A 22,124-nucleotide genomic window follows, 5' to 3' on the forward strand; every position below is an offset into this window, starting at 1 on the left:
TGTTTGCCGTTGTGCCGTGTCAGTGGAGGCGCATTATAGGGAGTTAATTCCCGCTGACAACCCCTAATTTCAAAAAAGTCATCGTTCGCTCACTTTTCAGTCGAATTAGGTTGAGAAGTTTGATTTTTGCCTGGTTTTCAAACAAAAACGAGCCCGAAAGGGCTCGTTTTATTCTTTTGTGACTTACTGCACTGCCACTATTCGCTCATCTTTCACCACGAGCTGCACCGGTTTGCCCGGAATCAGCTCGCCAGAAAGAATCTGCTGTGCCAGCGGGTTTTCAATCTGCTGTTGAATAGCGCGTTTCAGTGGACGCGCGCCATACACCGGATCGTACCCGTTTGCGCTGAGCAGTTTCAGCGCGTCGTCGGAAATGGTAACCGCATAGCCACGCTCTTCCAGACGTTTATACAGACGCTGCAGCTGGATCTGCGCAATAGAAGCAATGTGTTTTTCACCCAACGGATGGAACACCACCACTTCATCAATACGGTTGATGAATTCCGGCCGGAAATTCTGGCTAACTACACCCAACACCAGCTCTTTCATGTGGCCGTAATCCAGATCGCCAAAACGCTCCTGGATCAAATCAGAACCCAGGTTGGAAGTCATAATGACGACCGTATTACGGAAATCTACCGTTCTGCCTTGTCCGTCGGTCAGACGACCATCATCCAGCACCTGCAACAGAATGTTGAACACATCTGGATGCGCTTTCTCTACTTCATCCAGCAGAATAACGGAATAAGGGCGACGGCGAACCGCTTCCGTCAGATAACCGCCCTCTTCATAACCAACGTATCCCGGAGGCGCACCGACAAGACGCGAAACGGAATGTTTCTCCATAAATTCCGACATGTCGATACGCACCATCGCATCGTCGCTATCGAACATAAAGTTCGCAAGAGACTTACACAGTTCGGTTTTACCCACCCCGGTAGGACCGAGGAAGAGGAACGAACCGATCGGACGATTCGGGTCCGATAACCCAGCACGGCTACGGCGAATAGCGTTAGAAACGGCTTCGACAGCTTCATCCTGGCCGATTACCCGATGATGGAGGTCATGCTCCATGCGCAGTAATTTTTCGCGCTCGCCTTCCATCATTCTCGCTACCGGGATGCCCGTCCAGCGCGCCAACACCTCTGCAATTTCCGCATCGGTCACGCGGTTACGTAGCAGACGCATGGTTTTGCCTTCGGCCTGAGTTGCGGCAGCCAGCTGTTTTTCAAGTTCCGGGATTTTCCCGTACTGAAGTTCCGACATGCGCCCCAAATCACCATTACGGCGCGCTTGCTCCATGGCGATTTTGGTCTGTTCCAGTTCCGACTTAATGGTTTGGGTTCCGGAAAGAGAGGCTTTTTCCGCTTTCCACTCCTCTTCTAACGATGAGTACTGGCGTTCTTTATCTTCCAGCTCTTCATTAAGCATTTCGAGCCGCTTGATACTGGCTTCATCGGACTCTTTCATCAGCGCCCGCTGTTCCAGTTTGAGCTGAATAATACGGCGATCGAGCCGGTCGAGTTCTTCCGGTTTCGAGTCAATCTGCATACGAATGCTGGATGCAGCTTCATCAATTAAGTCAATGGCTTTATCCGGCAACTGACGATCTGCAATGTAGCGATGCGACAGCGTGGCCGCAGCAACAATTGCCGGGTCGGTAATTTGCACATGGTGATGCAGTTCGTAACGTTCTTTCAGCCCACGCAGAATCGCAATGGTATCTTCCACTGTCGGCTCGGCCACCAGCACTTTCTGGAAACGACGTTCGAGAGCCGCATCTTTCTCTATATACTGGCGATACTCATCCAGCGTGGTGGCGCCCACACAGTGCAACTCACCGCGCGCTAACGCAGGTTTCAGCATGTTGCCCGCATCCATTGCACCATCGGCTTTACCGGCACCGACCATCGTATGCAACTCGTCGATAAAAAGAATGACGTTGCCTTCCTGTTTCGACAGATCGTTCAGCACACCTTTTAAACGTTCTTCAAACTCACCGCGATATTTTGCGCCAGCAACCAGCGCGCCCATATCCAGCGCCAGTACACGGCGGCCTTTCAGCCCTTCCGGCACTTCGCCGTTGACAATACGCTGCGCCAGCCCTTCGACAATCGCGGTTTTACCGACGCCCGGTTCACCAATCAGCACCGGGTTATTTTTGGTACGCCGTTGCAGTACCTGGATCGTACGACGAATCTCTTCGTCACGACCGATCACCGGATCGAGCTTGCCTTGTTCGGCGCGCTCAGTCAGATCGACGGTAAATTTTTTCAAGGCCTGACGTTGATCTTCGGCCCCCTGGTCGTTCACGTTCTCTCCCCCACGCATTTGTTCAATCGCCTGGGTCACATTGGCGGTTGTCGCACCAGCAGATTTAAGCAAATCCGTCAGCGTACCGCGTGATTCAAGCGCCGCCAGAACGAAAAGTTCCGACGAGATAAAGTTGTCACCTCGCTTTTGCGCCAGCTTGTCGCAAAGATTCAGTACACGCACCAGGTCCTGAGAAGGCTGTACGTCGCCACCGGTGCCTTCCACCTGCGGCAAGCGGCTCAGCGCTTGTTCAATGGCTGTGCGTAACTGACCGGCGTTCACGCCAGCAGAGGTTAATAAAGGATGAATCGAACCGCCTTCCTGATTAAGTAAGGCGCTCATTAAATGAAGAGGTTCGATAAATTGATTGTCGTGCCCGAGTGCGAGCGACTGGGCATCGGCGAGAGCAAGCTGGAATTTATTAGTAAGACGATCCAGACGCATAACTCCTCCCATAACAGGTCAAAATTGCTACTGGAGATTAAATGAGGTCATCCCTCAATTATTCAAGGTGAATGACCTGAATTATGCGAAAGAAAACCTACGCGTACTGGATCGTCTTGATTCTTTAGGTTATATCAGCCAAATGAAACTTGCCATACGCCCGGTCGTCTTGTCCCGGCGGTATGAGAAAAAATTATCCTTATCGCTGAAAGTACAGCGATCGCCACCGAACACATGATGGACGCCTAAGCTCGCCAGACGCTGGCGAGCGAGCTGATAGATATCAGCAAAATATTTTTTACCGTGAGGAAGAAAAGCGCTGTCGGCCAGCGGATCGCGCGCCAGAAACGCTTCGCGAACTTCTGCACCGACTTCAAACGCTTGCGGCCCAATTGCCGGACCCAACCATGCCAGCAGATTTCCCGGCTTATCGGCGAAACACGCAACCGTCTGTTCCAGCACGCCTGCGCATAAACCCCGCCAGCCGGCGTGAGCAGCAGCAACTTCGGTGCCAGACTGGTTACAAAACAAGACCGGTAAACAGTCGGCGGTCATCACCGCACAGACCGTACCGGGTGTGTTGCTGTATGACGCATCCGCCCGTTTCGACACATAAGGGCCACCGCTGAGTGCGAGCACGTCAGTGCCATGAACCTGCTCAAGCCACACAGGCTTCGAAGGCAAACCGCCTGCCGCGAATACGCGCGCGCGATTCTCCTCCACATGCTCGGCATTGTCTCCGCAGTGCGCGCCAAGGTTCAGCGAATCGTAAGGCGGCAGGCTTACACCGCCGACGCGCGTCGAACTACAGGCCGCTACACCGTTTGGTAGCGGCCAGTCCGGGAGGATCAGTTTGGTCATAACCAGGCAACATCGTCCTTATGGGTTTCAAAATCAGCGCGCATCGCATCAATCAAATCAACCATATCTTGCGGAATCGGCGCATGCCATTCCATTTCGATACCGCTGATAGGGTGGTAAAGGCGCAGCATGGTGGCGTGCAGAGCCTGACGGTCAAACTTGCGCAGTGCATCGATAAATTCGTCCGATGCGCCTTTCGGCGGACGCGGGCGGCCACCATAGAGCTGATCGCCCACCAGCGGGTGAGTGATATGCGCCATATGCACGCGAATCTGGTGCGTACGGCCTGTTTCCAGGCGCAAACGCAAGCGCGTATGCACACGGAAATGCTCCATAATGCGGTAATGAGTCACCGCCGGTTTGCCCATCGGGTGCACAGACATATGCGTACGCTTGGTCGGATGGCGGCTGATCGGTTCTTCCACCGTGCCGCCAGAAGTCATATGCCCAATCGCTACCGCTTCGTATTCACGTGTGATTTCACGCAGTTGCAGCGACTCCACCAGCCGCGTCTGAGCGGGTACGGTTTTCGCCACCACCATCAAACCGGTGGTGTCTTTATCCAGGCGGTGAACGATGCCTGCGCGCGGAACATCCACAATGGGCGGATAATAATGCAGCAGAGCGTTAAGAACAGTGCCATCTGGGTTACCCGCGCCCGGGTGTACAACCAAATCACGCGGTTTGTTAATGACGATAATGTCATCGTCTTCATAGACGATGTTAAGTGGAATATCCTGCGGTTCAAAACGCGCTTCTTCTTCAATTTCCGCATTGATAGCAATGAGTTCGCCACCCAACACTTTCTCTTTCGGCTTGTCGCTGACAACGCCGTTGACCAGCACACGCTGATCGAGAATCCATTCTTTTATACGCGAACGTGAATAATCCGGGAACAATTCGGCCAAAGCCTGATCTAAGCGTTGACCGAGTTGATTTTCGGATACCGTTGCGGTGAGTTGTACCAGTTGTGCCATATACAGCTTCTTCGTTAACGTTGGGTTTTACGGCTTCGCCGTTTAATATAGTGTGCTATTGTAGCTGGTCTTAGTCGGGAGCAGGAATAAAGAATCTCCCGCATAAACATTCTGAGGAAAGTCTAAACGTCATGACGCGCTTGAAATATCTGGTGGCAGCCGCCACGTTGAGTCTGGCTTTGGCAGGTTGCTCCGGTTCAAAGGAAGAAGTACCTGATAATCCGCCAAACGAAATCTACGCGACAGCTCAGCAAAAGCTGCAAGACGGTAACTGGAAGGCGGCAATAACGCAACTGGAAGCACTGGATAATCGTTATCCGTTTGGTCCTTACTCACAACAAGTGCAGTTGGATCTGATTTACGCGTACTACAAAAATGCCGATCTGCCGCTGGCGCAAGCCGCAATTGACCGTTTTATTCGTCTGAACCCAACCCACCCGAACATTGATTATGTAATGTATATGCGCGGGCTGACCAACATGGCGCTGGATGACAGTGCTCTGCAAGGGTTCTTCGGCGTAGACCGTAGCGATCGCGATCCGGCACATGCCCGCGACGCATTCAAAGACTTCTCCAAACTGGTGCGCGGCTACCCGAACAGCCAGTATGTCACCGACGCCACCAAGCGCCTGGTGTTCCTGAAAGATCGTCTGTCGAAATATGAACTGTCGGTCGCGGAATATTACACCGATCGCGGTGCGTGGGTTGCCGTAACCAACCGCGTAGAAGGTATGCTGCGTGACTTCCCGGATACAAAAGCGACCCATGACGCGCTGCCGCTGATGGAAAAAGCCTATCGTGAGCTGCAGCTCAACGCGCAGGCGGATAAAGTGGCGAAAATTATCGCAGCGAACAGCAATCGAACCTGATTGACCTGATCACCTTAAATGCCAAACGGCAGCCTTCGGGCTGCCGTTTTTTTATTCATTTTATCTATCACTAAAGCGGTTTAGCCGCAATCCATCCTATCAACTATGACTGCTAATTGTGGCTTCGACAAGGTAAATTTGCCCTCTTCCTGCCCTGCCTCACAAAACCCTTTCATTGACAAAAAGTGACAAAATAATGTGATTTGAATCACACATTTTGACATTGTGGACGGTATGCTGAAATCACCAAGACGGAAAGACAAGAGGTAAAATTTATGACAATGAACATTACCAGTAAACAAATGGAAATTACTCCGGCAATCCGCCAGCATGTCACAGACCGTCTCGCCAAACTGGATAAATGGCAAACTCAACTGATTAATCCGCATATCATCCTGTCAAAAGAGCCACAGGGCTTTATCGCCGATGCAACCATCAGCACACCAAACGGACAACTGGTTGCCAGCGCGAAACATGAAGATATGTACACCGCCATCAACGATTTGATTAACAAGCTGGAACGGCAGCTGAATAAAGTGCAACACAAAGGTGAAGCACGTCGCGCCGCAACATCGGTGAAAGACACAAGCTTCGTTGAGGAAGAAGAAGAGTAGTCTCTACATTGAGCCCATCCCAACGCGCCCACGGGCGCGTTTTTTATTGACAGAGCGAAAACAGTACGGGTACTGTACTTCGGTCGCACAAAGGAAAACTCCATGAAACTTGTTCCGTTCTTCTTCGCATTCTTTTTTACCTTCCCCAATTAGGGAGGCGATTCGTTTTGTGATAAAGAATGCGAAGACGAACAATAAGGCCTCCCACACCGGGAGGCCTTTTTTATTGATAACAATTAAAGACGAAAGGCAACAACATGACGGCTGAAAACCCCTTACTGGATTTACGCGTAAAGATCAGCGCACTGGATGAGCAGTTGCTGACGCTGCTGGCTGAACGCCGCCAGCTCTCTGTTGAAGTCGGCAAAGCCAAGCTGGATTCGCACCGCCCGGTACGCGATATCGATCGCGAACGTGATTTACTCGAACATCTAATAGAACTCGGCAAAGCGCATCATCTGGACGCCCACTACATCACCCGCCTGTTTCAGTTGATCATCGAAGATTCCGTTCTCACTCAGCAAGCCCTGCTCCAGCAACATCTGAATAAAATCAACCCGCACTCTGCCCGCATCGCCTTTTTGGGGCCAAAAGGATCATACTCGCATCTGGCCGCCCGCCAGTACGCGGCGCGCCATTTTGAACAGTTCATTGAAAGCGGTTGCCTGAAATTTCACGATATCTTCAGCCAGGTAGAAACGGGTCAGGCCGATTACGCGGTGGTGCCGCTGGAGAATACCAGCTCCGGCGCGATTAACGACGTTTACGACCTGCTCCAGCACACCAGTTTGTCTATCGTTGGTGAACTGACGGTGCCAATCGATCACTGCATCCTGGTTTCCGGCTCCACCGATTTAGAACACATCACCACGGTTTACAGCCACCCGCAGCCTTTCCAGCAGTGCAGTCAGTTCATTAACCGCTATCCGCAGTGGAAAATTGAGTATTGCGAAAGCACCTCCGCCGCAATGGAAAAGGTCGCGCAGGCAAATTCGCCGCAGGTTGCCGCGCTGGGCAGCGAAGCCGGTGGCGCGCTGTATGGCTTGCAGGTGCTGCAACGTAATCTGGCGAATCAGACACAGAACATCACACGCTTTGTGGTGCTGGCGCGTAAAGCCATTGATGTTTCCGATCAGGTGCCGGCAAAAACCACGCTGCTGATGGCAACCGGCCAGCAAGCAGGTTCGCTGGTTGAAGCCCTGTTGGTGCTGCGTAACCACAATTTGATCATGACTAAACTGGAATCACGCCCGATTAATGGCAACCCGTGGGAAGAAATGTTCTACATCGATGTGCAGGCCAACCTGCAATCCGTGCAGATGCAAAAGGCACTGCGTGAACTCACCGACACCGCACGTTCGCTGAAAGTCCTCGGTTGCTACCCCAGCGAAAATGTAGTGCCGGTCGACCCGGCTTAAACCTCTTTAAACAGCGGTTTCTTCATCCCTGCCACCGCCACGGGCAGGGTGAAGATCGCCCCCGACAGCGGATATTGCGCCACTTCGTCCGCCGTCATATTTTCCCGGGTGGTGGTGATAAACAGCGTTTTCATCTCAGGGCCGCCAAAACAGACCATCGTCGGGCAGCGTACCGGCAAACGGTACTCTTCGAGTTGTTCACCCTGTGGCGAAAAACGCGCGATGCGCCAGCCGTCAAACATCGCGCTCCAGTAACAACCTTCAACATCCATCGCCGCACCGTCCGGAATGCCTTCCCCGGCGTTAAAGCGGCGGAAAACCTCGCGTTTGCCAGGCTCGCCCCGCTCATCAAGCGGCGTGCGGTAAATCACCGCGTTCGGCGTATCCGAAGTGTACATCCACTGTTTATCGTGGCTGAAGGCAAGACCATTGGCACCGTGAATGTCGCACTGCAACACTTTGGGCGTGAGGTCATGATTAATGCGCAACAGCAGCGCGCCGTTATAATCGCCCGGCCCCCAGAAGGTGCCCGCATAAAAACGGCCAAGATGATCGGTGCCGCCATCGTTAAAACGCGCCAGTTGCGGGTTTGAAGGGTTATCGCATATTTTTTGTCGCAGCAAACCACGCACATCCGTCAGCCAGATGGCATTACGCATCGCCACGATAAAGCCACCTTTCTCACGCAGCGCAAAGCAGCCCACTTCTTCGGCAAACGACAGCACCGTATGTTCGCCAGACGATAAGTGATAACGGTGGATCTCGCCTTCAATAATATCCGCCCAGTAGAGCGCCTGCTCCGCGTCACTCCAGGTGGGGCATTCCGGCAAATGCCCGGTGTAATCAAACAGCGTGTGCAGCTCAGCCATTGCGCATCCCTTAAATGAAAAAAGCCAGTGGGTCACCACTGGCTTTTCAGTATAAACGGCTTTTTTATTTACGGGCGGCTGTCGTTGGCCTGACGTAACAACACCCGGCTTTCGCTCTGGAAACGTTGCGCATAATCACCAAACCAGTGTTCAACTTTGCGGAAGCTGTCGATAAACGCCTGCTTATCGCCCTGCTCCAGCAGGCCAATCGCTTCGCCAAAACGCTGGTAGTAACGTTTGATCAGCGCCAGGTTACTGGACGACGACATAATAATGTCGGCGTACAACTGCGGATCCTGCGCAAACAAGCGCCCGACCATCGCCAGTTCCAGGCGATAAATCGGTGATGAAAGCGCCAGCAACTGTTCGAGCTGAACATTCTCTTCCGCCAGATGCAAACCATACGCGAAGGTCGCGAAGTGGCGCAGCGCCTGGATAAAGGCCATGTTCTGATCGTGTTCCACTGCGCTAATGCGGTGCAAACGCGCGCCCCATACCTGAATCTGTTCCAGAAACCACTGGTACGCTTCCGGCTGTCGACCATCACACCAGACCACCACCTGCTTGGCCAGGCTGCCGCTGTCCGGGCCAAACATCGGGTGCAAGCCGAGCACTGGCCCTTTGTGCGCGCTCAACATCGCCTGTAACGGGCCGCTTTTTACCGACGCCAGATCGACCAGAATGCAGTCCTCCGGCAAGGTCGGCAGTTTGGCGATCACCTGCTCGGTAACGTGAATAGGCACGCTAACGATCACCATACCCGCATCAGCCAGCAGCGTATCAGCCTGCGCCCAGTCTTCTTTCTCAAGAATGCGCACCTGGTAGCCAGAAAGCGTGAGCATTTTGGCAAACAGTTGCCCCATCTGCCCGCCGCCGCCAACGATCACCACCGGACGCAGTTCCGGACAAAGGGTTTTAAACCCTTTGTCATTTTCACTGGAGTAGGATTCGCGCATGACGCGGCGCAGCACATCTTCAATCAGATCCGGCGGCACACCCAGTAATTCGGCTTCTTTGCGACGCGATGCCAGCATCGTCGCTTCGCGCTCCGGTACATAAATTGGCAAGCCATATTTACTTTTGACTTCGCCAACTTCCGCCACCAGTTCCAGCCGGCGCGCCAGCAAGTCCAGCAGCGCCTTATCAACCTCATCAATTTGATCGCGCAGCGCGGTCAGTTCAGCAACCATAACACCCTCTTAAGCAAAACGCGCCGCCAGGCTGTTACGCAGATCGTTATTGATTTCACGCAGCAGCGCTTCGGTCGCTTCCCAACTGATGCACGCATCGGTCACGGAAACGCCGTACTTCATCTCGCTGCGCGGCTGCTCAGAAGATTGATTGCCTTCGTGAATGTTGCTTTCAATCATCAGACCGGTAATCGAACGGTTGCCATCTTTGATCTGCGCCACCACCGATTCAGCAACGGCAGGCTGGCGACGGTAATCTTTATTGGAATTACCATGGCTGCAATCTACCATCAGCGACGGTTTCAGTCCCGCCTGTTCCATCTCTTTTTCACACTGCGCGACATCCGCCGGGCTGTAATTCGGCGCTTTACCGCCGCGCAGGATCACATGCCCATCCGGGTTGCCCTGGGTTTGCAGCAGGCAAACCTGGCCGGCCTGGTTGATGCCCACAAAGCGGTGCGGCATGGCAGCGGCGCGCATCGCATTGATAGCGGTCGCCAGGCTGCCGTCGGTACCGTTTTTAAAACCAACCGGCATTGATAAACCCGAAGCCATTTCGCGGTGCGTCTGTGATTCTGTGGTCCGCGCACCAATTGCCGACCAGCTAAACAGGTCGCCAAGGAACTGCGGGCTATTCGGATCCAGCGCTTCGGTCGCCAGCGGCAGCCCCATGCTGACCAGCTCAACCAGCAGACGACGCGCAATCTTCAGGCCAGCTTCCACATCAAACGAGCCATCCATGTGCGGATCGTTAATCAGCCCCTTCCAGCCAACGGTGGTACGGGGTTTTTCAAAATAGACGCGCATCACCAGATAGAGGCTATCGCTGACCTCTGCGGCAAGGGCTTTAAATCGACGGGCATATTCAATCGCGGCTTCAGGATCGTGAATCGAGCAGGGACCGCAGACCACCAGCAGACGCGGATCGCGCCCGGCAATGATGTTGGAAATAGTCTGGCGGGACTGGGCGATTTGCGCTTCCTGCTCGGTAGTCAACGGGAAGGCCGCTTTTAACTGATCCGGGGTGATCAGCACCTGTTCATCGGTAATATGTACGTTGTTCAGCGCGTCTTTTTGCATGATCGAAAATCCTGTATGGCTCGTTTGCGATAGTTGTTCCTCAAGTGAGGATGACGTAACGATACCATAGCTGGTAAAGATTTCAATCCACATAACGTAACGATTACTTTACAACTGCAAATTAATTGCCATTTAATCAGCGCTGAGTGTAACTATATTTTTACACCCAGCAGCGTTTTACAGCTACAACGTTACGACAGAGCGTCTGGCATGTTGTTTCCAGCGCAGAGCATCAATCAGGATAAACAGCAGTAAACTGGCTCCCATTACAGGCAGCGCCAGCCCCAGCAACAGCGCCAGTAACGCGCTAATTATCCGTCCTGACAGCGGTAAACTCAGCCAGCAATGCAGCAGCGTACTTGCCGGGTTAGCGCTTGCACTGGCCGGACGGCGGATCCACCACAGCCGATAGCCAATCACAATCATCACGCACAGCGCGCTGCCAAAGGCAATCAGCAGCAACTGGTTCGCCAGACCAAATAGAATGCCCATATGAAAATCAACGCCCCAGCGCGTCAGCTTCGCCATCAGCGGAAAGTCCGTGAACCTTGTGCGATCCACCACCATCATCGTGCTGCCATCAATCGCCACCGCATCCACACGCGTGGGCCAGCCGCGATCGATTTCCGTCACCGTCCAGGCTTTATCCGCACTGCGTGGCGGGCGGATCTCCAGCTTGCTGGCGGCGATCCCGGCCTGCCGCGCACTGTGTAACGCGTCGTCGAACTGCACCCGATCCAGCTGCATATCCGGCATGTTCATACCCTCGTGCATCATATGATGTTCCGCATGCGGATCGGTCATCTCTTGCACACCGTGCAGTTGCGTATTGACCTGCGGCGTCATCCAGCCAAACGCCGCACGCAGGCTGTCAACATTGCCGCCCGCCCATTGTGACCAGGTCAACCCGGTAGCGGAAAACAGCAGCATCCCGATAAGCAAGAGCCAGCCTAAAGAGACATGCAGGCGACGATGATTCTGAACAGTGTTATTGATACGCCGTTTCGGGCGGGTAAAAAACCACAGCGCAATACCGCCAAGCGCGGCAACCCACATCCAGGACGCCGCCAGTTCGCTGTACAGACGGCCCACATCGCCCAGTAGCAGCGAGCGGTGGAAATAGTCAATCCACTGGCGCAGTGGCAAAATTCCGCTGGTGCCGTAGACCGTCATATCCCCTTTCACTTGCAGCGTCACCGGGTCGATAAATATCGCGCGGTTCTCCGATGCCCCCAGTTGCGGGTCAGCAAACATCACGCGGGTGGTGTCACTCCCGGTAAGGCCAGGGCGCACCGCATGCAGACGCAAATGACCGCCGGTCACCTGTTCAGCAACGGCAATCTGTTCGGCGAGCGGTTGTCGCGTTCCCCCTTCCACGCCGTAAAGCGCATCGTGATAGAGCCAGTTTTCCAGCTGTGGCGTCGCCACGTATAACGTGCCGCTCAGAGCTGCGACAAAAATAAACGGGCCGACAAACAGGCCAATATAAAAATGCAGGCGTCGTAGCACGTTGAGCCACGCCGCACGGGGAGTGCAGGTTGTCATACTTTTCCTCAGAAATAGCAAAAGGTTGCCGTTTCGCACAGGCGAACGGACATTTTTTAGGATCAGGAAAAGCAGACGCGCGGCGGGGCGCGGGTGTCAGGGCAAAGCCAGGGAAAGAAGTGCCAGTGCTGAACAGGCTGACGGGCAGCGGCCAGACGGATGCGCAGCACACGGCCGAGCAGCAGCAAAATAACGAGGAAGATAAGACCGGGAACATGTGCCAGCAATACGCAGTAGCCACAGGCCTCGGCGTGATCAAGCGGCATACTTTGCGGATGTGACATCGGCTGCGTTGCGACATCGTGATGTGCATGCATCGGCATGCTCATTTCGTCCGGCGGCGATGTGCCATCGTGATGTGCATGCATCAGCATGCTCATCTCGGTCGGCGGCGATGTGTCATCGTGATGCGCATGCATCGGCATGCTCATCTCATGGTGCATGCCGGGCATTGCGCTCATCGGGTCTTGCTGCAGCGAAACAGAAATCAGCGGCGCGACGAGGATCAGCAAGATCGCAAACAGCGCCAGCCCTGCGGCTGCGCGTTGTGTTGCGTATTGATGAAAAACGTTCCTCACCACTTCCCCTCCCGGTCGAAGCGGCATTGTAAATTAAACATCACCAGAAAGTTAATTTACTTGTCGTTTTTCTGCTGACTCAGCGCCAGCGGCTCAGACATGTTTCTCGAGCGTAAAGACCACCACGCCATACGGCACGATCTCCGCTACCGCACACTCAAAATCCACTGCACCGTTGGTGAGACGCACTTTACCGCCCGGCAGACGCACCACATCAAACACATCCAGCGTATCGTCAATGCTGATAAACCAGCGGCCGTTGCCAATTTTTTGCGCACGGGTATCCACCAGCCAGCCCGCGTTCAACCCTTCAATAAAATTCAAACCGTCGGTAGACGCTGGCGCGAGACTGCGATCCAGCGACCAGACACCCGCCTCTTTCAGCTCGCCAGACTCATGGCGAAATTTCGGAATGCTCAGCGCCGCGTCATTTTGCGCTGCGCCCGCAGCCACAGCGGGATACATTTCGCCTTTGCCAGTCGCCAGCCAGCCTAAAGAGACGCCGGTATCCAGCGCGCAAGTCACCACCACATCGCCAGGGAAAAACTCGCGTCGCACCCAGGTGCTGATGGTGCCGGAAGAGATATCGAGTAAATCCCCCAGCTCTTTTTGCATTTCGAACCCGTAGGCATCAAGGATACGGCGCAGCACCGGACGCCCACCGGTCGACAAAATTTCGTCGTACAGCGCTTTGCCCTTCGGTACCGGCTTATCCGTCGATTTCGCATTTGCAAATTCACCTGTCACCAGCCAGTGCAGATCCGCGCCGGTGTCGAGTGCGCATTTGACCACCGCTTTATACGACACGCTATCGCGCTGGATCCAGCTGCTGATATTGTTCGCCGGCACATCCAACGCCTCAGCGAGGGCTTTCTGGCTGGAGACGGAATAGGACGCGGCAATGCGCTCAATCACATCCTGAACACTCATCTTGTTTTCACTCATGGATACCAACATCGAAAAAGTGATTTACACAATCGCATTTGCGATTTATATTGCTATGCATCGACCAAAAAGCACAGCTGCGCAGTACATTTTAAACAACAGGAGATAATGCGATATGTCAGATGCAAAATCAACGCCGCCGCATCCGCTATCCGGTACTCAAATGCGATCCCAACGTGACCGTAATAACAGGGCGAGCACAGAGATGACAGCCCCGTTTCCGGCACGCTACGCATCAATTCACCTAACAATGCCTGCGCCAATAAACCAGAAAGTATTTACGACAATCCATAGCCAGAGCGAATGTCAGTGGGGTCGACAATACGCGAACAGATATTGCTGCGTCGACTTAGCCGCCACAAGTCTGACGTCGACGACACCGCAACATGGCACGACGCGCAGGTGAACGCCAGCGCCTGGCATTTTGCCTTTACGCAACAGGAAAAGTGCCGTCACGGCGTTAAACGCTCGTTCGGCATGGCGTCACACTGAATTTGCTTTTGCAAGCCAACACTATCACAGGAGAGCTTATGGCTATCACATCCCCTGTTGTGCATGTTCCGCTTAATACGTCAGAGCGGCTAAGCGGGCTGAACCATATCGCTGAGCTTCGCGGTCGCTTATGGGGCGATAACTGGAGCGACGTAGCACGCTTTATCGACGATCTGCGTGACCCGCGTGACGAACACGCAGACGAGAACAACCGGGCGCTGGCGGCCATTTTCTTTCTTGCCAGAGTGCCCGCCGCGCGCCAGGCGCTCAACCCGAATGCATTAACGCTTGATGAGAAACGGGCGGTGATCGCCGCCATGAACCATTTCCGCGCGGTAGTCAGCCAGTTTCCGAAACGGCTCACCATGCCGCTGTAAACCCTCAATCCACAACCATGACGTCAACCCGTCGGGCATCCCCTTGCCCAAATTCAGGAGCAACATGATGAGAAAACAACCGCTCAACGCACCGAACCACAGCCCGGAAGCGCTCGCGCTTCAACTGGCACAAGCGCGCAACAATGAACGCCTGCGCTGCGCCGGCGTTATCTCTGCCCGTCTGGACGCACTGGCCGCATTTATCAGCTCGCAACGCCTTGAATGGCACGATGCCGCTGAATTGTTGCGCCAGGAAGCCAGCCACATCGACAACCAGGCGCAGGAGCTGCACTAATGGCCGACGAAATGGATCTCGCCCAGCAACGTGAGATGGAAGAGCGCGAACGGCATATTCAGCATGCGCGCAATCGCCTGCTGGCGCCCTCAAGGCTCACCTGTGAAAGCTGCGATGCGCCTATCCCGCAAGCGCGGCGCATGGCGCTGCCCGGCGTCACCTGCTGCGTTAGTTGTCAGCAGATTGCCGAACTGAAAGACAAGCACTACAGGAGACGCTAATTGTCCGTCACCTGGGCTTATCCGTGGAATGCACCACGTTCAGCTATCTCCAGCCCCTTGCTCACTCACGCTGAGCTGCATCGCCGCAATTGCCATATTGCGGCGGTGTCGCAGGCGCGTCAGGCACTGGCGCTCCAGCCGGAGTGCGTACGCGTTTCGCTCACCCGTGCTGCGGATACGATAGAAAAAGAGCACGGGATAGCACAAGCTGAGGCTTTTCTGCTGCATTTTTATCGCCGTACGTTGCCAAGGCTCAACGCAGTGGCGCAGCGCTATCAACTGAGCCATATTCAACCGCGGGTTTCAAAAGCGGTGTTCAATGGTCATTTCGACACCGTTATTCAGCAGGGACTGGCACACCGCGTAGTCTCGCTGTTGACCCGCTACAACCAGCTGCCGGATATGAACAAATCCACTGTCGACAGGCTGGCGGCGGACATCGCCAACTTTATTCGCGGCGAACTGGCAGAGCACGACGACGCAAGCGCAACGGAGCTGAAAACGCTGCATCGCTGGTATCTGCACGCAGGCACCATCGCCTTGCAATTTAACGTTACTCCCCCGCACTGGCAGCGGGTGACGCAAAAAGTCGTCAGCGCGGAAGATCTCGCCCCGGCGATCATGCGCCTGTTCAGCGAGCAGTGGTGGCGCGGGCATCTGCGCAAAGCCGCTGCACAGTGGCGCGAGCATTTGCATATCGCACTTGGCAATGTCAGCAAGAAAAAGCACCCCTACGCCAGCGCGCAGTGCGTAACCGCCTGGCGCGAGCAAAAACGGCGCAACCGCGAGTTTCTTAAAAGCATGGAACTGGAAGATGAAGAGGGAAACCGCATTAGCCTTGTTGATAAACACGACGGTTCGGTAGCCAACCCGGCGATCCGCCGCTGTGAACTGATGACGCGCCTTCGCGGTTTCGAAACCATCTGCCAGAACCTTGGCTATACAGGCGAGTTTTACACCGTAACCGCTCCCTCGGCCTGGCACGCGACAACGCGCGCGGGCTACCGCAACCGGAAATGGAACGGCGCCAGCCCGGCACAGACGCAGGTGTATTTCACCGGGCTGTGGGCACGTATCCGCGCGAAGCTACACCGCAACGGCTTGCGCGTTTTCGGTATTCGCGTGGCAGAGCCGCATCACGACGGCACACCGCACTGGCATCTGATGCTGTTTATGCAGCCGCAAGAGGTTGCCCGTGTGCGCAAGATCCTGCGCGATTTCGCCTGCCAGCAAGATAGCCACGAGCTGGCCAGTGCGAAAGCGCAACGGGCACGTTTTCACGTCGAAACCATTGATGCGTTAAAAGGCAGCGCGACGGGTTATCTGGCGAAATATATTGCCAAAAATATCGACGGCTATGCGCTGGATGGCGAAACCGACATCGAGAGCGGCGCATTGCTCAAAGAGAGCGCCTGCGCGGTCTGTGCATGGGCCGCGCGCTGGCGCATCCGCCAGTTTCAGTTTATTGGCGGCGCGCCGGTCACCGTTTACCGTGAGCTACGCAAACTGGTCGATAACGATGCCGCGCGCGGGTTGAGCGTGGAATTTGCGCAGGTGCATGAAGCCGCCGATAGCGGCGACTGGGCAGGTTATGTCAACGCGCAAGGCGGGCCGTTCGTCAAACGCGATGAAGTGCAGGTGCGCACCCTTTATGAGACGGACGGCGATATTAATCAGTATGGCGAAGAGACGCTGCGCGTACGCGGCGTGTATGACAGCGTAGTCGGGAGCGGGTCGCCGCTACTGACACGGCTGAAAAAGTGGAAGATCGTGCCAAAGCGCACGCAGGAAAACGTGCCGGAGACCGCCTTTTCTTGGAGTTCTGTCAATAACTGTACGCCCCTCAAGCCCGGTCAGCGGTTAAACCGCCGCCAGCGTCGGCAACTTACCGCCTGGCTGCGCAGCGATATTCTGCAGGCGCGCAAACGGGTGCCAAAAAGCGCACGCTGTACTGGCAGAAATAGCAGGGAAATAGCTGGAAACACCGGCTTTGCAGCGCGTCCAGAAAGCCATAATGGTTTTCTTTATCAGCAACATAGTGATGGGAACAAATAATTATCGCTTCCCATTAATAATCGGCCTATGATACTGTATAAACATACAGTACAAGAAATTCATGAGAGGGATTCATGGTCTCTGAGCGACTAAATCAGACTCAGCACAAGTGGGCATGCGTGCAATTCATTGCCGAGGTGTCTCTGCTGGCTAACTGCAAACCGTCCGATCTGAAACTGGCGCTGAGTCTGATTGCGGACCTGGCCAACAGCGAAAACGCCACCGACGAGGATGAAAACATTTTCTACAAGGCCGAATAGCGCCCCGCCACGTCCCTTCCCGGCAGTTAACGCTGCCCTTCCCTCGATGCGCCAGCGGCACTGCTGCCTGGTGCATTCGTGCTGTGCTTTTTCCCTGTGCGCACCTGTTGTGCCAGCGCTTAACCAGCCCCGAAAGATAGCGTCCATCGCCTGCGGTCAGGAAACTTAACCATGGGGAAAAACCTTCCTGATGGAAAGAGACGCGAACGATGAATGTGAAAACACAACAAGGCGATACCCTCGACCTGCTTTGCCTGCGTTATTACGGGCGCACCGCATCCGTGGTCGAAACGGTGCTCGCCGCCAACCCGGGGCTCGCCGATCTGGGCGTTATTTTGCCTTATGGCACCACGGTCAACCTGCCGGAAGTACAGACGCAAACCATTAAAGAGACGGTGAATCTATGGGGCTGACTATCGAAAAAGTCACCTCATCGCTGGCGTACTGGATAAGCGTGGCGCTGACCTTTTTTGGCGCCATGACCCCGCAAGACTTCGCCGCCTATTTTGGCGCGCTGGGTGTTGCCATCACCGTGGCGGTGAACTGGTACTACCGCCGCAAAAGCTATCTGTTCCTCCAGTCCTGCGCGTCAACCCAGGAGGTGATGAATGGGATTACCCGTAAAACGCTGTAGCGCGGCGGCGGTGCTGGCGCTGGCGGTGCTGCTGCCGGATTTCCGCTTACTGAAAACCTCGCCGCAGGGGCTGGCGCTGATTGCCGATCTTGAAGGTTGTCGCCTGCGTCCTTACCAGTGCAGCGCCGGGGTCTGGACATCCGGCATCGGTCACACCGCAGGCGTCATGCCAACGCGCGATATCAGTGAGAAAGAGGCGGCGAGCAACCTTGTCGCCGACGTATTGCAGGTTGAACGCCGACTGTCGCAGTGTGCACCGGTGGCAATGCCGCCGCAGGTGTATGACGCGGTGGTCAGCTTCGCCTTTAACGTTGGCAGCGGCGCGGCTTGCCGCTCGACGCTGGTTTATTTCCTTAACCAAAAGCAGTGGCGCCAGGCCTGCGATCAGCTGCCGCGCTGGGTGTTTATCGACGGTATACGTAACCAGGGGCTGGAAAACCGCCGTCAGCGCGAACGTGGCTGGTGCCTGCAGGGGGCGCAATGAATGCTCGTCTGATCGCTCTGTTGATCGCCTCGCTCGGCCTGCTGTGGCTGGTGCAGCAAAACCATTCGCTGAGCGCCTCGCTGGCACAATCCCGCCAGCTTACACGTGAGCAAAACGGCGCCATCACGCAGTTGAAAGCGCAACTGAACGCCGCAACAGCGCTGGCGGACAAAAACCAGCAGGCGCAGGTGGCGCTGCGCCTGCAACTGGATGCCGCCAGCACGCAGGCGGTGCGGCGCGAACAATCGATTACGAGGTTACTCAATGAAAATGACGCGTTTCGCCGCTGGTACAGCGCTGAGTTACCTGATGCTGTGCGCCGGGTGCACCAGCGCCCCGCCTGCCCTTCCGCCGGTCACTGTTTACAACAGTTGCCCGCTGGTCAGCCTGTGCCCGATGCCGGGAAGTAACCCGCAAACTAACGGCGATTTGAGCGCCGATATCCGCCGACTGGAGCTTGCACTGGAACAGTGTGCGCTCCAGGTCGAAACCCTTAAACATTGCCAGGATGAGATCAATGCTAAAACCCAATACGTTGCGCACCGCGCTGACTGACGCTGTTCCGGTGCTGCGCGATAACCCCTCGATGCTGCGCCTGTGGGTGGACAAAGGCAGTAACACCGCCACTCTCGCCAGCTCACTCTCTTTTGAAAAACAGTTCAGCCTCAATGTCACCGTCAGCGGTTTTGCCGGTGATATCGATGCGCTGTTCGTACCGGTAATGGCGTGGCTGCGCGCTAACCAGCCCGACATCCTCACTACCGAAGCCGGTCGCAAAGGCAGCTTCAGCTGGTCGCTGGTGGCAAACACCGACAACACTCAGGATCTGACGATGGTGCTGCAGCTGACCGAGCGCACCAAAGTCACGGAAATCGACGGCGCGCTGCATGCCGAAACGCTACCGGAACCGCTGCCGCCCGCGTTCGTGACCCGTCCGACCGAGCTTTATATCAACGGTGAACTGGTGAGCCGCTGGCCGGCCTGAATCGCCCGGCGTTGTGCCAAAAACCGGACAGCCTTGTCCGTTTTTCAACGCCCGTCACGCATAGGATGATTTTCGTTATGAACAGACAACTCTCGCTTCAGGAACTGTCCCGTTTGCTGCGCAATATGATCCGCACCGGGGTCATCGTCGACATCGATCTGAACAGCGGGCGCTGCCGGGTGCAGACCGGCGGCCTCGTAACACAATGGTTGCAGTGGTTAACCCACCACGCCGGGCATTCACGTAGCTGGTGGGCCCCTTCCATCGGCGAACAGGTGTTGCTGCTGGCGGTCGGCGGCGAGCTTGACACCGCGTTCGTGCTGCCGGGAATTTTTTCCGATGACAATCCGGCCCCTTCGGCATCCGCCGACGCCTTGCATGTCGCCTTTCCCGATGGCGCAGTCGTGGAATATGAACCGAAAACCAGCGCGTTAACGGTGAGCGGCATTAAAACCGCCACCATCAGCGCGTCGCAATCCCTAACCGCCACCGTGCCGGACGTGCGGGTGACCGCCACTACCCGCATCACGCTGGATACGCCGGAAGTGGTCTGCACCAACAAGCTCATTACCGGCACGCTGGAGGTACAAAAAGGCGGCACGATGAGCGGCAACATTGAGCACAGCGGCGGATCGCTCACCTCCAACGGCAAAGTGTTGCATACCCATAAACACCCCGGCGACAGCGGCGGCACAACAGGAGCGCCTTTATGACAGTTCGTTACAGCGGGTTAAACCGCACCACCGGCAAGCGTCTCACCGACACCGAGCATATTCGCCAGAGCATCAGCGATATTTTGCGCACGCCGATGGGCTCCAGAGTGATGCGCCGCGATTACGGCTCGTTGCTGTTTGAGATGATCGATCAGCCGCAAACCCCGGCGCTGACGCTGCAAATCCAGGCCGCCTGTTACATGGCGCTGTTGAAATGGGAACCGCGCATTACCGTAAGCGCGGTCACCACCGAGCGCCAGTTCGACGGCAAATTGCTGGTCAACCTGACCGCGCAACTCGCCAGCACCGGCGAATCCCTTTCGTTAACCCTTCCAGTGAGTTAAAACCATGCCGATTATCGATCTGAGCCAACTGCCGGCGCCGGATGTGGTCGAGGAGCTTGATTATGAGGCTATCCTCAATGACCGCAAAGCGACGCTGATTTCCCTATTTCCCACTGATGAACAAGAAGCGCTGGCGCGCACACTGGCGCTGGAGTCCGAACCGCTGACCAAATTTCTGCAAGAGAACGCCTACCGTGAAGTGATGTGGCGCAGCCGCGTTAACGAAGCGGCTCGCGCGGTGATGCTGGCCTACGCCGCCGGGAAGGATCTGGATGTGATGGCCGCTAACAGCAATACCGCGCGGCTGGTGGTTTCGCCTGCCGACGAGAGCACCATTCCGCCAACACCGGCGGTAATGGAATCTGATAAAGATCTGCGTCTGCGCGCACAGCAGGCGTTTGAAGGGCTAAGCGTCGCCGGGCCGGAAGGCGCGTACGAATACCATGGTCGTAGCGCCGACGGGCGGGTTGCCGATATTTCGGTCATCAGCCCGAACCCGGCGTACATCACCATTTCCGTACTCTCCCGCGAGGGCGACGGCCGCGCCAGCGATGAACTGATCGCCATCGTGGATAAAGCCCTGAACGCCGAAGATGTGCGCCCGGTGGGCGACCGCGTGACGGTGCAAAGCGCGGAGATCGTGCCCTACCAGATTAACGCTACGCTCTACTTCTACCCGGGCCCGGAATCGGAACCGATTCGCCAGGCCGCTGAACAGCAGTTAAAAGCCTATATCAACGCGCAACGGCGTTTAGGGCGCGATATCCGCCAGTCGGCGATTTATGCCGCGCTGCACGTTGAAGGCGTACAGCGGGTGGAGCTGAGCGCGCCGCAAAGCGATCTGGTGCTGGCGAAAAATCAGGCCTCTTACTGCACCGCCTGGAGCATTAACGCCGGAGGCACCGATGAGTGACGACCGTCTGTTGCCTGTTGGCTCATCCATTCTTGAGGTGGCAGCGGCAAAAGCGGCGGCAGATATTGAGCGCGTGCCGGTGCCGCTGCGCACGTTGTGGGATCCACAAACATGTCCGGCGGAGCTGCTGCCTTACCTGGCATGGGCGCTCTCCGTCGACCGCTGGGATTTTAACTGGCCGGAAGCGACCAAACGCAAAGTGATTGCCGCTTCATTCTTCGTTCATCAACACAAAGGCACACGCAGTGCGCTGCGCCGGGTGGTTGAGCCGCTCGGTTTTCTGATTGAGCTGCGCGAATGGTGGGAGGACAACGCCGAACCGGGCACCTTTAAACTGGTGATTGGCGTGCAGGAAAACGGCATTACCGAGGAGATGTACCTCGAACTTGAGCGGTTGATTAATGATGCCAAACCGGCGAGCCGCCACCTGACCGGGTTAAACATCAGCCTGAGCAGCAGCGGCGAGTTTTATGTCGGCGCCGGTTGCTACCTGGGCGAAGAACTGACCGTTTACCCTTACATGCCGGAAGAGATCATAGTCGGCGGTGAGTATTACCCGGCTTCAGCGGTTCATCTGATTGATGATGTCATCATCACTTAACCACGCAACATCACACCAAACGGGCCACGGCCCGTTTTTTATTACCC

General features: G+C 55.6%; 29 protein-coding genes and 1 other annotated feature. Of the genes, 20 read left to right on the plus strand and 9 right to left on the minus strand.

From position 1 onward, the window contains the following. Nucleotides 1-183: 183 nt before the first annotated feature. From clpB to rluD, 3 genes are all read right to left on the minus strand, one after another. Nucleotides 184-2,757, minus strand: coding sequence for an ATP-dependent chaperone ClpB (gene clpB / locus ACFX4U_RS22850; protein ID WP_313508431.1), 2,574 nt, complete (start codon nucleotides 2,755-2,757; stop codon nucleotides 184-186). 129 nt (nucleotides 2,758-2,886) lie between these two features. Beyond that, nucleotides 2,887-3,618 carry a purine nucleoside phosphorylase YfiH gene (gene yfiH / locus ACFX4U_RS22855; RefSeq protein WP_313508429.1) on the minus strand — a complete coding sequence of 244 codons (732 nt, stop codon included), beginning with the start codon at nucleotides 3,616-3,618 and terminating at the stop codon, nucleotides 2,887-2,889. Next, on the minus strand, nucleotides 3,615-4,595 hold the full coding sequence (gene rluD / locus ACFX4U_RS22860; RefSeq protein WP_017459962.1) for a 23S rRNA pseudouridine(1911/1915/1917) synthase RluD: 981 nt from the start codon (nucleotides 4,593-4,595) through the stop codon (nucleotides 3,615-3,617). The genes yfiH and rluD overlap by 4 nt, the downstream gene beginning before the upstream one ends. A 131-nt stretch (nucleotides 4,596-4,726) precedes the next feature. Here rluD and bamD point away from each other — a divergent pair, with 131 nt between their 5' ends. The 4 genes from bamD to pheA all read left to right on the plus strand — a co-directional run bounded on the left by bamD (nucleotide 4,727) and on the right by pheA (nucleotide 7,496). Further along, nucleotides 4,727-5,464 carry an outer membrane protein assembly factor BamD gene (bamD, locus tag ACFX4U_RS22865; RefSeq protein WP_097401783.1) on the plus strand — a complete coding sequence of 246 codons (738 nt, stop codon included), beginning with the start codon at nucleotides 4,727-4,729 and terminating at the stop codon, nucleotides 5,462-5,464. 275 nt (nucleotides 5,465-5,739) lie between these two features. Continuing rightward, nucleotides 5,740-6,078 carry a ribosome-associated translation inhibitor RaiA gene (raiA, locus tag ACFX4U_RS22870; protein WP_017459960.1) on the plus strand — a complete coding sequence of 113 codons (339 nt, stop codon included), beginning with the start codon at nucleotides 5,740-5,742 and terminating at the stop codon, nucleotides 6,076-6,078. Between the two features lie 101 nt (nucleotides 6,079-6,179). Next, nucleotides 6,180-6,305: a sequence feature (Phe leader region), on the plus strand. Further along, nucleotides 6,181-6,231 carry a pheA operon leader peptide PheL gene (gene pheL, locus ACFX4U_RS22875; RefSeq protein WP_189660115.1) on the plus strand — a complete coding sequence of 17 codons (51 nt, stop codon included), beginning with the start codon at nucleotides 6,181-6,183 and terminating at the stop codon, nucleotides 6,229-6,231. (Overlaps the previous feature by 51 nt.) Before the next feature lie 30 nt (nucleotides 6,306-6,335). After that, the gene (gene pheA / locus ACFX4U_RS22880) at nucleotides 6,336-7,496 is read left to right on the plus strand and encodes a bifunctional chorismate mutase/prephenate dehydratase (RefSeq protein ID WP_305735283.1); all 1,161 of its coding nucleotides are present in this window, start codon (nucleotides 6,336-6,338) and stop codon (nucleotides 7,494-7,496) included. On the opposite strand, the gene ACFX4U_RS22885 is transcribed toward pheA, so the two are convergent. The 6 genes from ACFX4U_RS22885 to ACFX4U_RS22910 all read right to left on the minus strand — a co-directional run bounded on the left by ACFX4U_RS22885 (nucleotide 7,493) and on the right by ACFX4U_RS22910 (nucleotide 13,703). Beyond that, a complete protein-coding gene (locus tag ACFX4U_RS22885; protein ID WP_313508424.1) occupies nucleotides 7,493-8,365 on the minus strand; it encodes an SMP-30/gluconolactonase/LRE family protein in 873 nt (290 codons plus the stop codon). The two genes, pheA and ACFX4U_RS22885, sit on opposite strands and share 4 nt — an antisense overlap. A gap of 68 nt (nucleotides 8,366-8,433) precedes the next feature. Beyond that, nucleotides 8,434-9,555 carry a bifunctional chorismate mutase/prephenate dehydrogenase gene (gene tyrA, locus ACFX4U_RS22890; protein ID WP_313508422.1) on the minus strand — a complete coding sequence of 374 codons (1,122 nt, stop codon included), beginning with the start codon at nucleotides 9,553-9,555 and terminating at the stop codon, nucleotides 8,434-8,436. Between the two features lie 9 nt (nucleotides 9,556-9,564). Next, nucleotides 9,565-10,635 carry a 3-deoxy-7-phosphoheptulonate synthase AroF gene (gene aroF / locus ACFX4U_RS22895; RefSeq protein WP_313508420.1) on the minus strand — a complete coding sequence of 357 codons (1,071 nt, stop codon included), beginning with the start codon at nucleotides 10,633-10,635 and terminating at the stop codon, nucleotides 9,565-9,567. Nucleotides 10,636-10,818: 183 nt separating this feature from the next. Then, nucleotides 10,819-12,180: a PepSY-associated TM helix domain-containing protein gene (locus ACFX4U_RS22900; protein ID WP_313508418.1), complete on the minus strand. Its 1,362-nt coding sequence runs from the start codon at nucleotides 12,178-12,180 to the stop codon at nucleotides 10,819-10,821. A 62-nt stretch (nucleotides 12,181-12,242) separates the two neighbouring features. Continuing rightward, complete coding sequence (locus tag ACFX4U_RS22905) at nucleotides 12,243-12,761, minus strand: DUF2946 domain-containing protein (RefSeq protein WP_380218704.1); 519 nt, start codon at nucleotides 12,759-12,761, stop codon at nucleotides 12,243-12,245. Nucleotides 12,762-12,851: 90 nt separating this feature from the next. Continuing rightward, complete coding sequence (locus tag ACFX4U_RS22910) at nucleotides 12,852-13,703, minus strand: phage repressor protein CI (RefSeq protein ID WP_313508414.1); 852 nt, start codon at nucleotides 13,701-13,703, stop codon at nucleotides 12,852-12,854. 309 nt (nucleotides 13,704-14,012) lie between these two features. Here ACFX4U_RS22910 and ACFX4U_RS22915 point away from each other — a divergent pair, with 309 nt between their 5' ends. The 16 genes from ACFX4U_RS22915 (at nucleotide 14,013) to ACFX4U_RS22990 (ending at nucleotide 22,077) form a co-directional block, all read left to right on the plus strand. Further along, nucleotides 14,013-14,195, plus strand: coding sequence for a hypothetical protein (locus ACFX4U_RS22915; protein ID WP_313508412.1), 183 nt, complete (start codon nucleotides 14,013-14,015; stop codon nucleotides 14,193-14,195). A 38-nt stretch (nucleotides 14,196-14,233) separates the two neighbouring features. Beyond that, nucleotides 14,234-14,572, plus strand: a complete 339-nt coding sequence (locus tag ACFX4U_RS22920) for a DUF5347 family protein (RefSeq protein ID WP_305735276.1) — start codon at nucleotides 14,234-14,236, stop codon at nucleotides 14,570-14,572. Nucleotides 14,573-14,636: 64 nt separating this feature from the next. Further along, on the plus strand, nucleotides 14,637-14,867 hold the full coding sequence (locus tag ACFX4U_RS22925; RefSeq protein WP_313508409.1) for a DUF2732 family protein: 231 nt from the start codon (nucleotides 14,637-14,639) through the stop codon (nucleotides 14,865-14,867). Next, nucleotides 14,867-15,088 (plus strand): TraR/DksA family transcriptional regulator, encoded by a 222-nt coding sequence (locus ACFX4U_RS22930; protein WP_017459949.1) that lies wholly within the window; start codon nucleotides 14,867-14,869, stop codon nucleotides 15,086-15,088. Before ACFX4U_RS22925 ends, ACFX4U_RS22930 begins: the two co-directional genes overlap by 1 nt. Next, a complete protein-coding gene (locus ACFX4U_RS22935; RefSeq protein WP_313508407.1) occupies nucleotides 15,089-17,143 on the plus strand; it encodes a replication endonuclease in 2,055 nt (684 codons plus the stop codon). A 74-nt stretch (nucleotides 17,144-17,217) separates the two neighbouring features. Continuing rightward, a complete protein-coding gene (locus ACFX4U_RS22940) occupies nucleotides 17,218-17,403 on the plus strand; it encodes a hypothetical protein (protein WP_017459947.1) in 186 nt (61 codons plus the stop codon). Nucleotides 17,404-17,612: 209 nt separating this feature from the next. Next, entirely contained in the window at nucleotides 17,613-17,816 is a 204-nt protein-coding gene (locus ACFX4U_RS22945) for a tail protein X (RefSeq protein WP_020454780.1), read from the plus strand. Continuing rightward, nucleotides 17,807-18,037, plus strand: coding sequence for an HP1 family phage holin (locus tag ACFX4U_RS22950; protein ID WP_313508404.1), 231 nt, complete (start codon nucleotides 17,807-17,809; stop codon nucleotides 18,035-18,037). Before ACFX4U_RS22945 ends, ACFX4U_RS22950 begins: the two co-directional genes overlap by 10 nt. After that, a complete protein-coding gene (locus ACFX4U_RS22955; protein WP_305735272.1) occupies nucleotides 18,012-18,521 on the plus strand; it encodes a lysozyme in 510 nt (169 codons plus the stop codon). The genes ACFX4U_RS22950 and ACFX4U_RS22955 overlap by 26 nt, the downstream gene beginning before the upstream one ends. Next, the gene (gene lysB / locus ACFX4U_RS22960; protein WP_313508401.1) at nucleotides 18,518-18,931 is read left to right on the plus strand and encodes an Rz-like lysis system protein LysB; all 414 of its coding nucleotides are present in this window, start codon (nucleotides 18,518-18,520) and stop codon (nucleotides 18,929-18,931) included. The genes ACFX4U_RS22955 and lysB overlap by 4 nt, the downstream gene beginning before the upstream one ends. Then, the gene (gene lysC, locus ACFX4U_RS22965) at nucleotides 18,831-19,076 is read left to right on the plus strand and encodes an Rz1-like lysis system protein LysC (protein ID WP_074460813.1); all 246 of its coding nucleotides are present in this window, start codon (nucleotides 18,831-18,833) and stop codon (nucleotides 19,074-19,076) included. Before lysB ends, lysC begins: the two co-directional genes overlap by 101 nt. After that, nucleotides 19,039-19,506: a phage tail protein gene (locus ACFX4U_RS22970; protein WP_313508398.1), complete on the plus strand. Its 468-nt coding sequence runs from the start codon at nucleotides 19,039-19,041 to the stop codon at nucleotides 19,504-19,506. The genes lysC and ACFX4U_RS22970 overlap by 38 nt, the downstream gene beginning before the upstream one ends. Nucleotides 19,507-19,583: 77 nt before the next feature. Then, nucleotides 19,584-20,219 (plus strand): phage baseplate assembly protein V, encoded by a 636-nt coding sequence (locus ACFX4U_RS22975; RefSeq protein ID WP_313508396.1) that lies wholly within the window; start codon nucleotides 19,584-19,586, stop codon nucleotides 20,217-20,219. Beyond that, complete coding sequence (locus ACFX4U_RS22980; RefSeq protein WP_200553561.1) at nucleotides 20,216-20,563, plus strand: GPW/gp25 family protein; 348 nt, start codon at nucleotides 20,216-20,218, stop codon at nucleotides 20,561-20,563. The genes ACFX4U_RS22975 and ACFX4U_RS22980 overlap by 4 nt, the downstream gene beginning before the upstream one ends. A 4-nt stretch (nucleotides 20,564-20,567) precedes the next feature. Continuing rightward, on the plus strand, nucleotides 20,568-21,476 hold the full coding sequence (locus tag ACFX4U_RS22985) for a baseplate assembly protein (protein WP_313508393.1): 909 nt from the start codon (nucleotides 20,568-20,570) through the stop codon (nucleotides 21,474-21,476). After that, complete coding sequence (locus ACFX4U_RS22990) at nucleotides 21,469-22,077, plus strand: phage tail protein I (protein ID WP_313508391.1); 609 nt, start codon at nucleotides 21,469-21,471, stop codon at nucleotides 22,075-22,077. The genes ACFX4U_RS22985 and ACFX4U_RS22990 overlap by 8 nt, the downstream gene beginning before the upstream one ends. The last annotated feature ends 47 nt before the right edge of the window (nucleotides 22,078-22,124 follow it).

The organism is Kosakonia sp. YIM B13588, assembly GCF_042788165.1.
Lineage (GTDB): Bacteria > Pseudomonadota > Gammaproteobacteria > Enterobacterales > Enterobacteriaceae > Kosakonia > Kosakonia sacchari.

Excerpts from the sequence above, each read along its gene's own strand:
- rluD (WP_017459962.1), bottom strand. The coding sequence starts at position 4,595 with ATGGCACAACTGGTACAACTCACCGCAACGGTATCCGAAAATCAACTC.
- ACFX4U_RS22920 (WP_305735276.1), top strand. The coding sequence starts at position 14,234 with ATGGCTATCACATCCCCTGTTGTGCATGTTCCGCTTAATACGTCAGAG.
- ACFX4U_RS22975 (WP_313508396.1), top strand. The coding sequence starts at position 19,584 with ATGAACAGACAACTCTCGCTTCAGGAACTGTCCCGTTTGCTGCGCAAT.
- ACFX4U_RS22885 (WP_313508424.1), bottom strand. The coding sequence starts at position 8,365 with ATGGCTGAGCTGCACACGCTGTTTGATTACACCGGGCATTTGCCGGAA.
- ACFX4U_RS22945 (WP_020454780.1), top strand. The coding sequence starts at position 17,613 with ATGAATGTGAAAACACAACAAGGCGATACCCTCGACCTGCTTTGCCTG.
- ACFX4U_RS22970 (WP_313508398.1), top strand. The coding sequence starts at position 19,039 with ATGCTAAAACCCAATACGTTGCGCACCGCGCTGACTGACGCTGTTCCG.
- clpB (WP_313508431.1), bottom strand. The coding sequence starts at position 2,757 with ATGCGTCTGGATCGTCTTACTAATAAATTCCAGCTTGCTCTCGCCGAT.
- yfiH (WP_313508429.1), bottom strand. The coding sequence starts at position 3,618 with ATGACCAAACTGATCCTCCCGGACTGGCCGCTACCAAACGGTGTAGCG.
- ACFX4U_RS22990 (WP_313508391.1), top strand. The coding sequence starts at position 21,469 with ATGAGTGACGACCGTCTGTTGCCTGTTGGCTCATCCATTCTTGAGGTG.
- tyrA (WP_313508422.1), bottom strand. The coding sequence starts at position 9,555 with ATGGTTGCTGAACTGACCGCGCTGCGCGATCAAATTGATGAGGTTGAT.
- raiA (WP_017459960.1), top strand. The coding sequence starts at position 5,740 with ATGACAATGAACATTACCAGTAAACAAATGGAAATTACTCCGGCAATC.
- ACFX4U_RS22925 (WP_313508409.1), top strand. The coding sequence starts at position 14,637 with ATGATGAGAAAACAACCGCTCAACGCACCGAACCACAGCCCGGAAGCG.
- ACFX4U_RS22950 (WP_313508404.1), top strand. The coding sequence starts at position 17,807 with ATGGGGCTGACTATCGAAAAAGTCACCTCATCGCTGGCGTACTGGATA.
- ACFX4U_RS22955 (WP_305735272.1), top strand. The coding sequence starts at position 18,012 with ATGGGATTACCCGTAAAACGCTGTAGCGCGGCGGCGGTGCTGGCGCTG.
- ACFX4U_RS22980 (WP_200553561.1), top strand. The coding sequence starts at position 20,216 with ATGACAGTTCGTTACAGCGGGTTAAACCGCACCACCGGCAAGCGTCTC.
- ACFX4U_RS22910 (WP_313508414.1), bottom strand. The coding sequence starts at position 13,703 with ATGAGTGAAAACAAGATGAGTGTTCAGGATGTGATTGAGCGCATTGCC.
- ACFX4U_RS22900 (WP_313508418.1), bottom strand. The coding sequence starts at position 12,180 with ATGACAACCTGCACTCCCCGTGCGGCGTGGCTCAACGTGCTACGACGC.
- lysC (WP_074460813.1), top strand. The coding sequence starts at position 18,831 with ATGCTGTGCGCCGGGTGCACCAGCGCCCCGCCTGCCCTTCCGCCGGTC.
- ACFX4U_RS22985 (WP_313508393.1), top strand. The coding sequence starts at position 20,568 with ATGCCGATTATCGATCTGAGCCAACTGCCGGCGCCGGATGTGGTCGAG.
- ACFX4U_RS22930 (WP_017459949.1), top strand. The coding sequence starts at position 14,867 with ATGGCCGACGAAATGGATCTCGCCCAGCAACGTGAGATGGAAGAGCGC.
- ACFX4U_RS22940 (WP_017459947.1), top strand. The coding sequence starts at position 17,218 with ATGGTCTCTGAGCGACTAAATCAGACTCAGCACAAGTGGGCATGCGTG.
- pheA (WP_305735283.1), top strand. The coding sequence starts at position 6,336 with ATGACGGCTGAAAACCCCTTACTGGATTTACGCGTAAAGATCAGCGCA.
- bamD (WP_097401783.1), top strand. The coding sequence starts at position 4,727 with ATGACGCGCTTGAAATATCTGGTGGCAGCCGCCACGTTGAGTCTGGCT.
- aroF (WP_313508420.1), bottom strand. The coding sequence starts at position 10,635 with ATGCAAAAAGACGCGCTGAACAACGTACATATTACCGATGAACAGGTG.
- lysB (WP_313508401.1), top strand. The coding sequence starts at position 18,518 with ATGAATGCTCGTCTGATCGCTCTGTTGATCGCCTCGCTCGGCCTGCTG.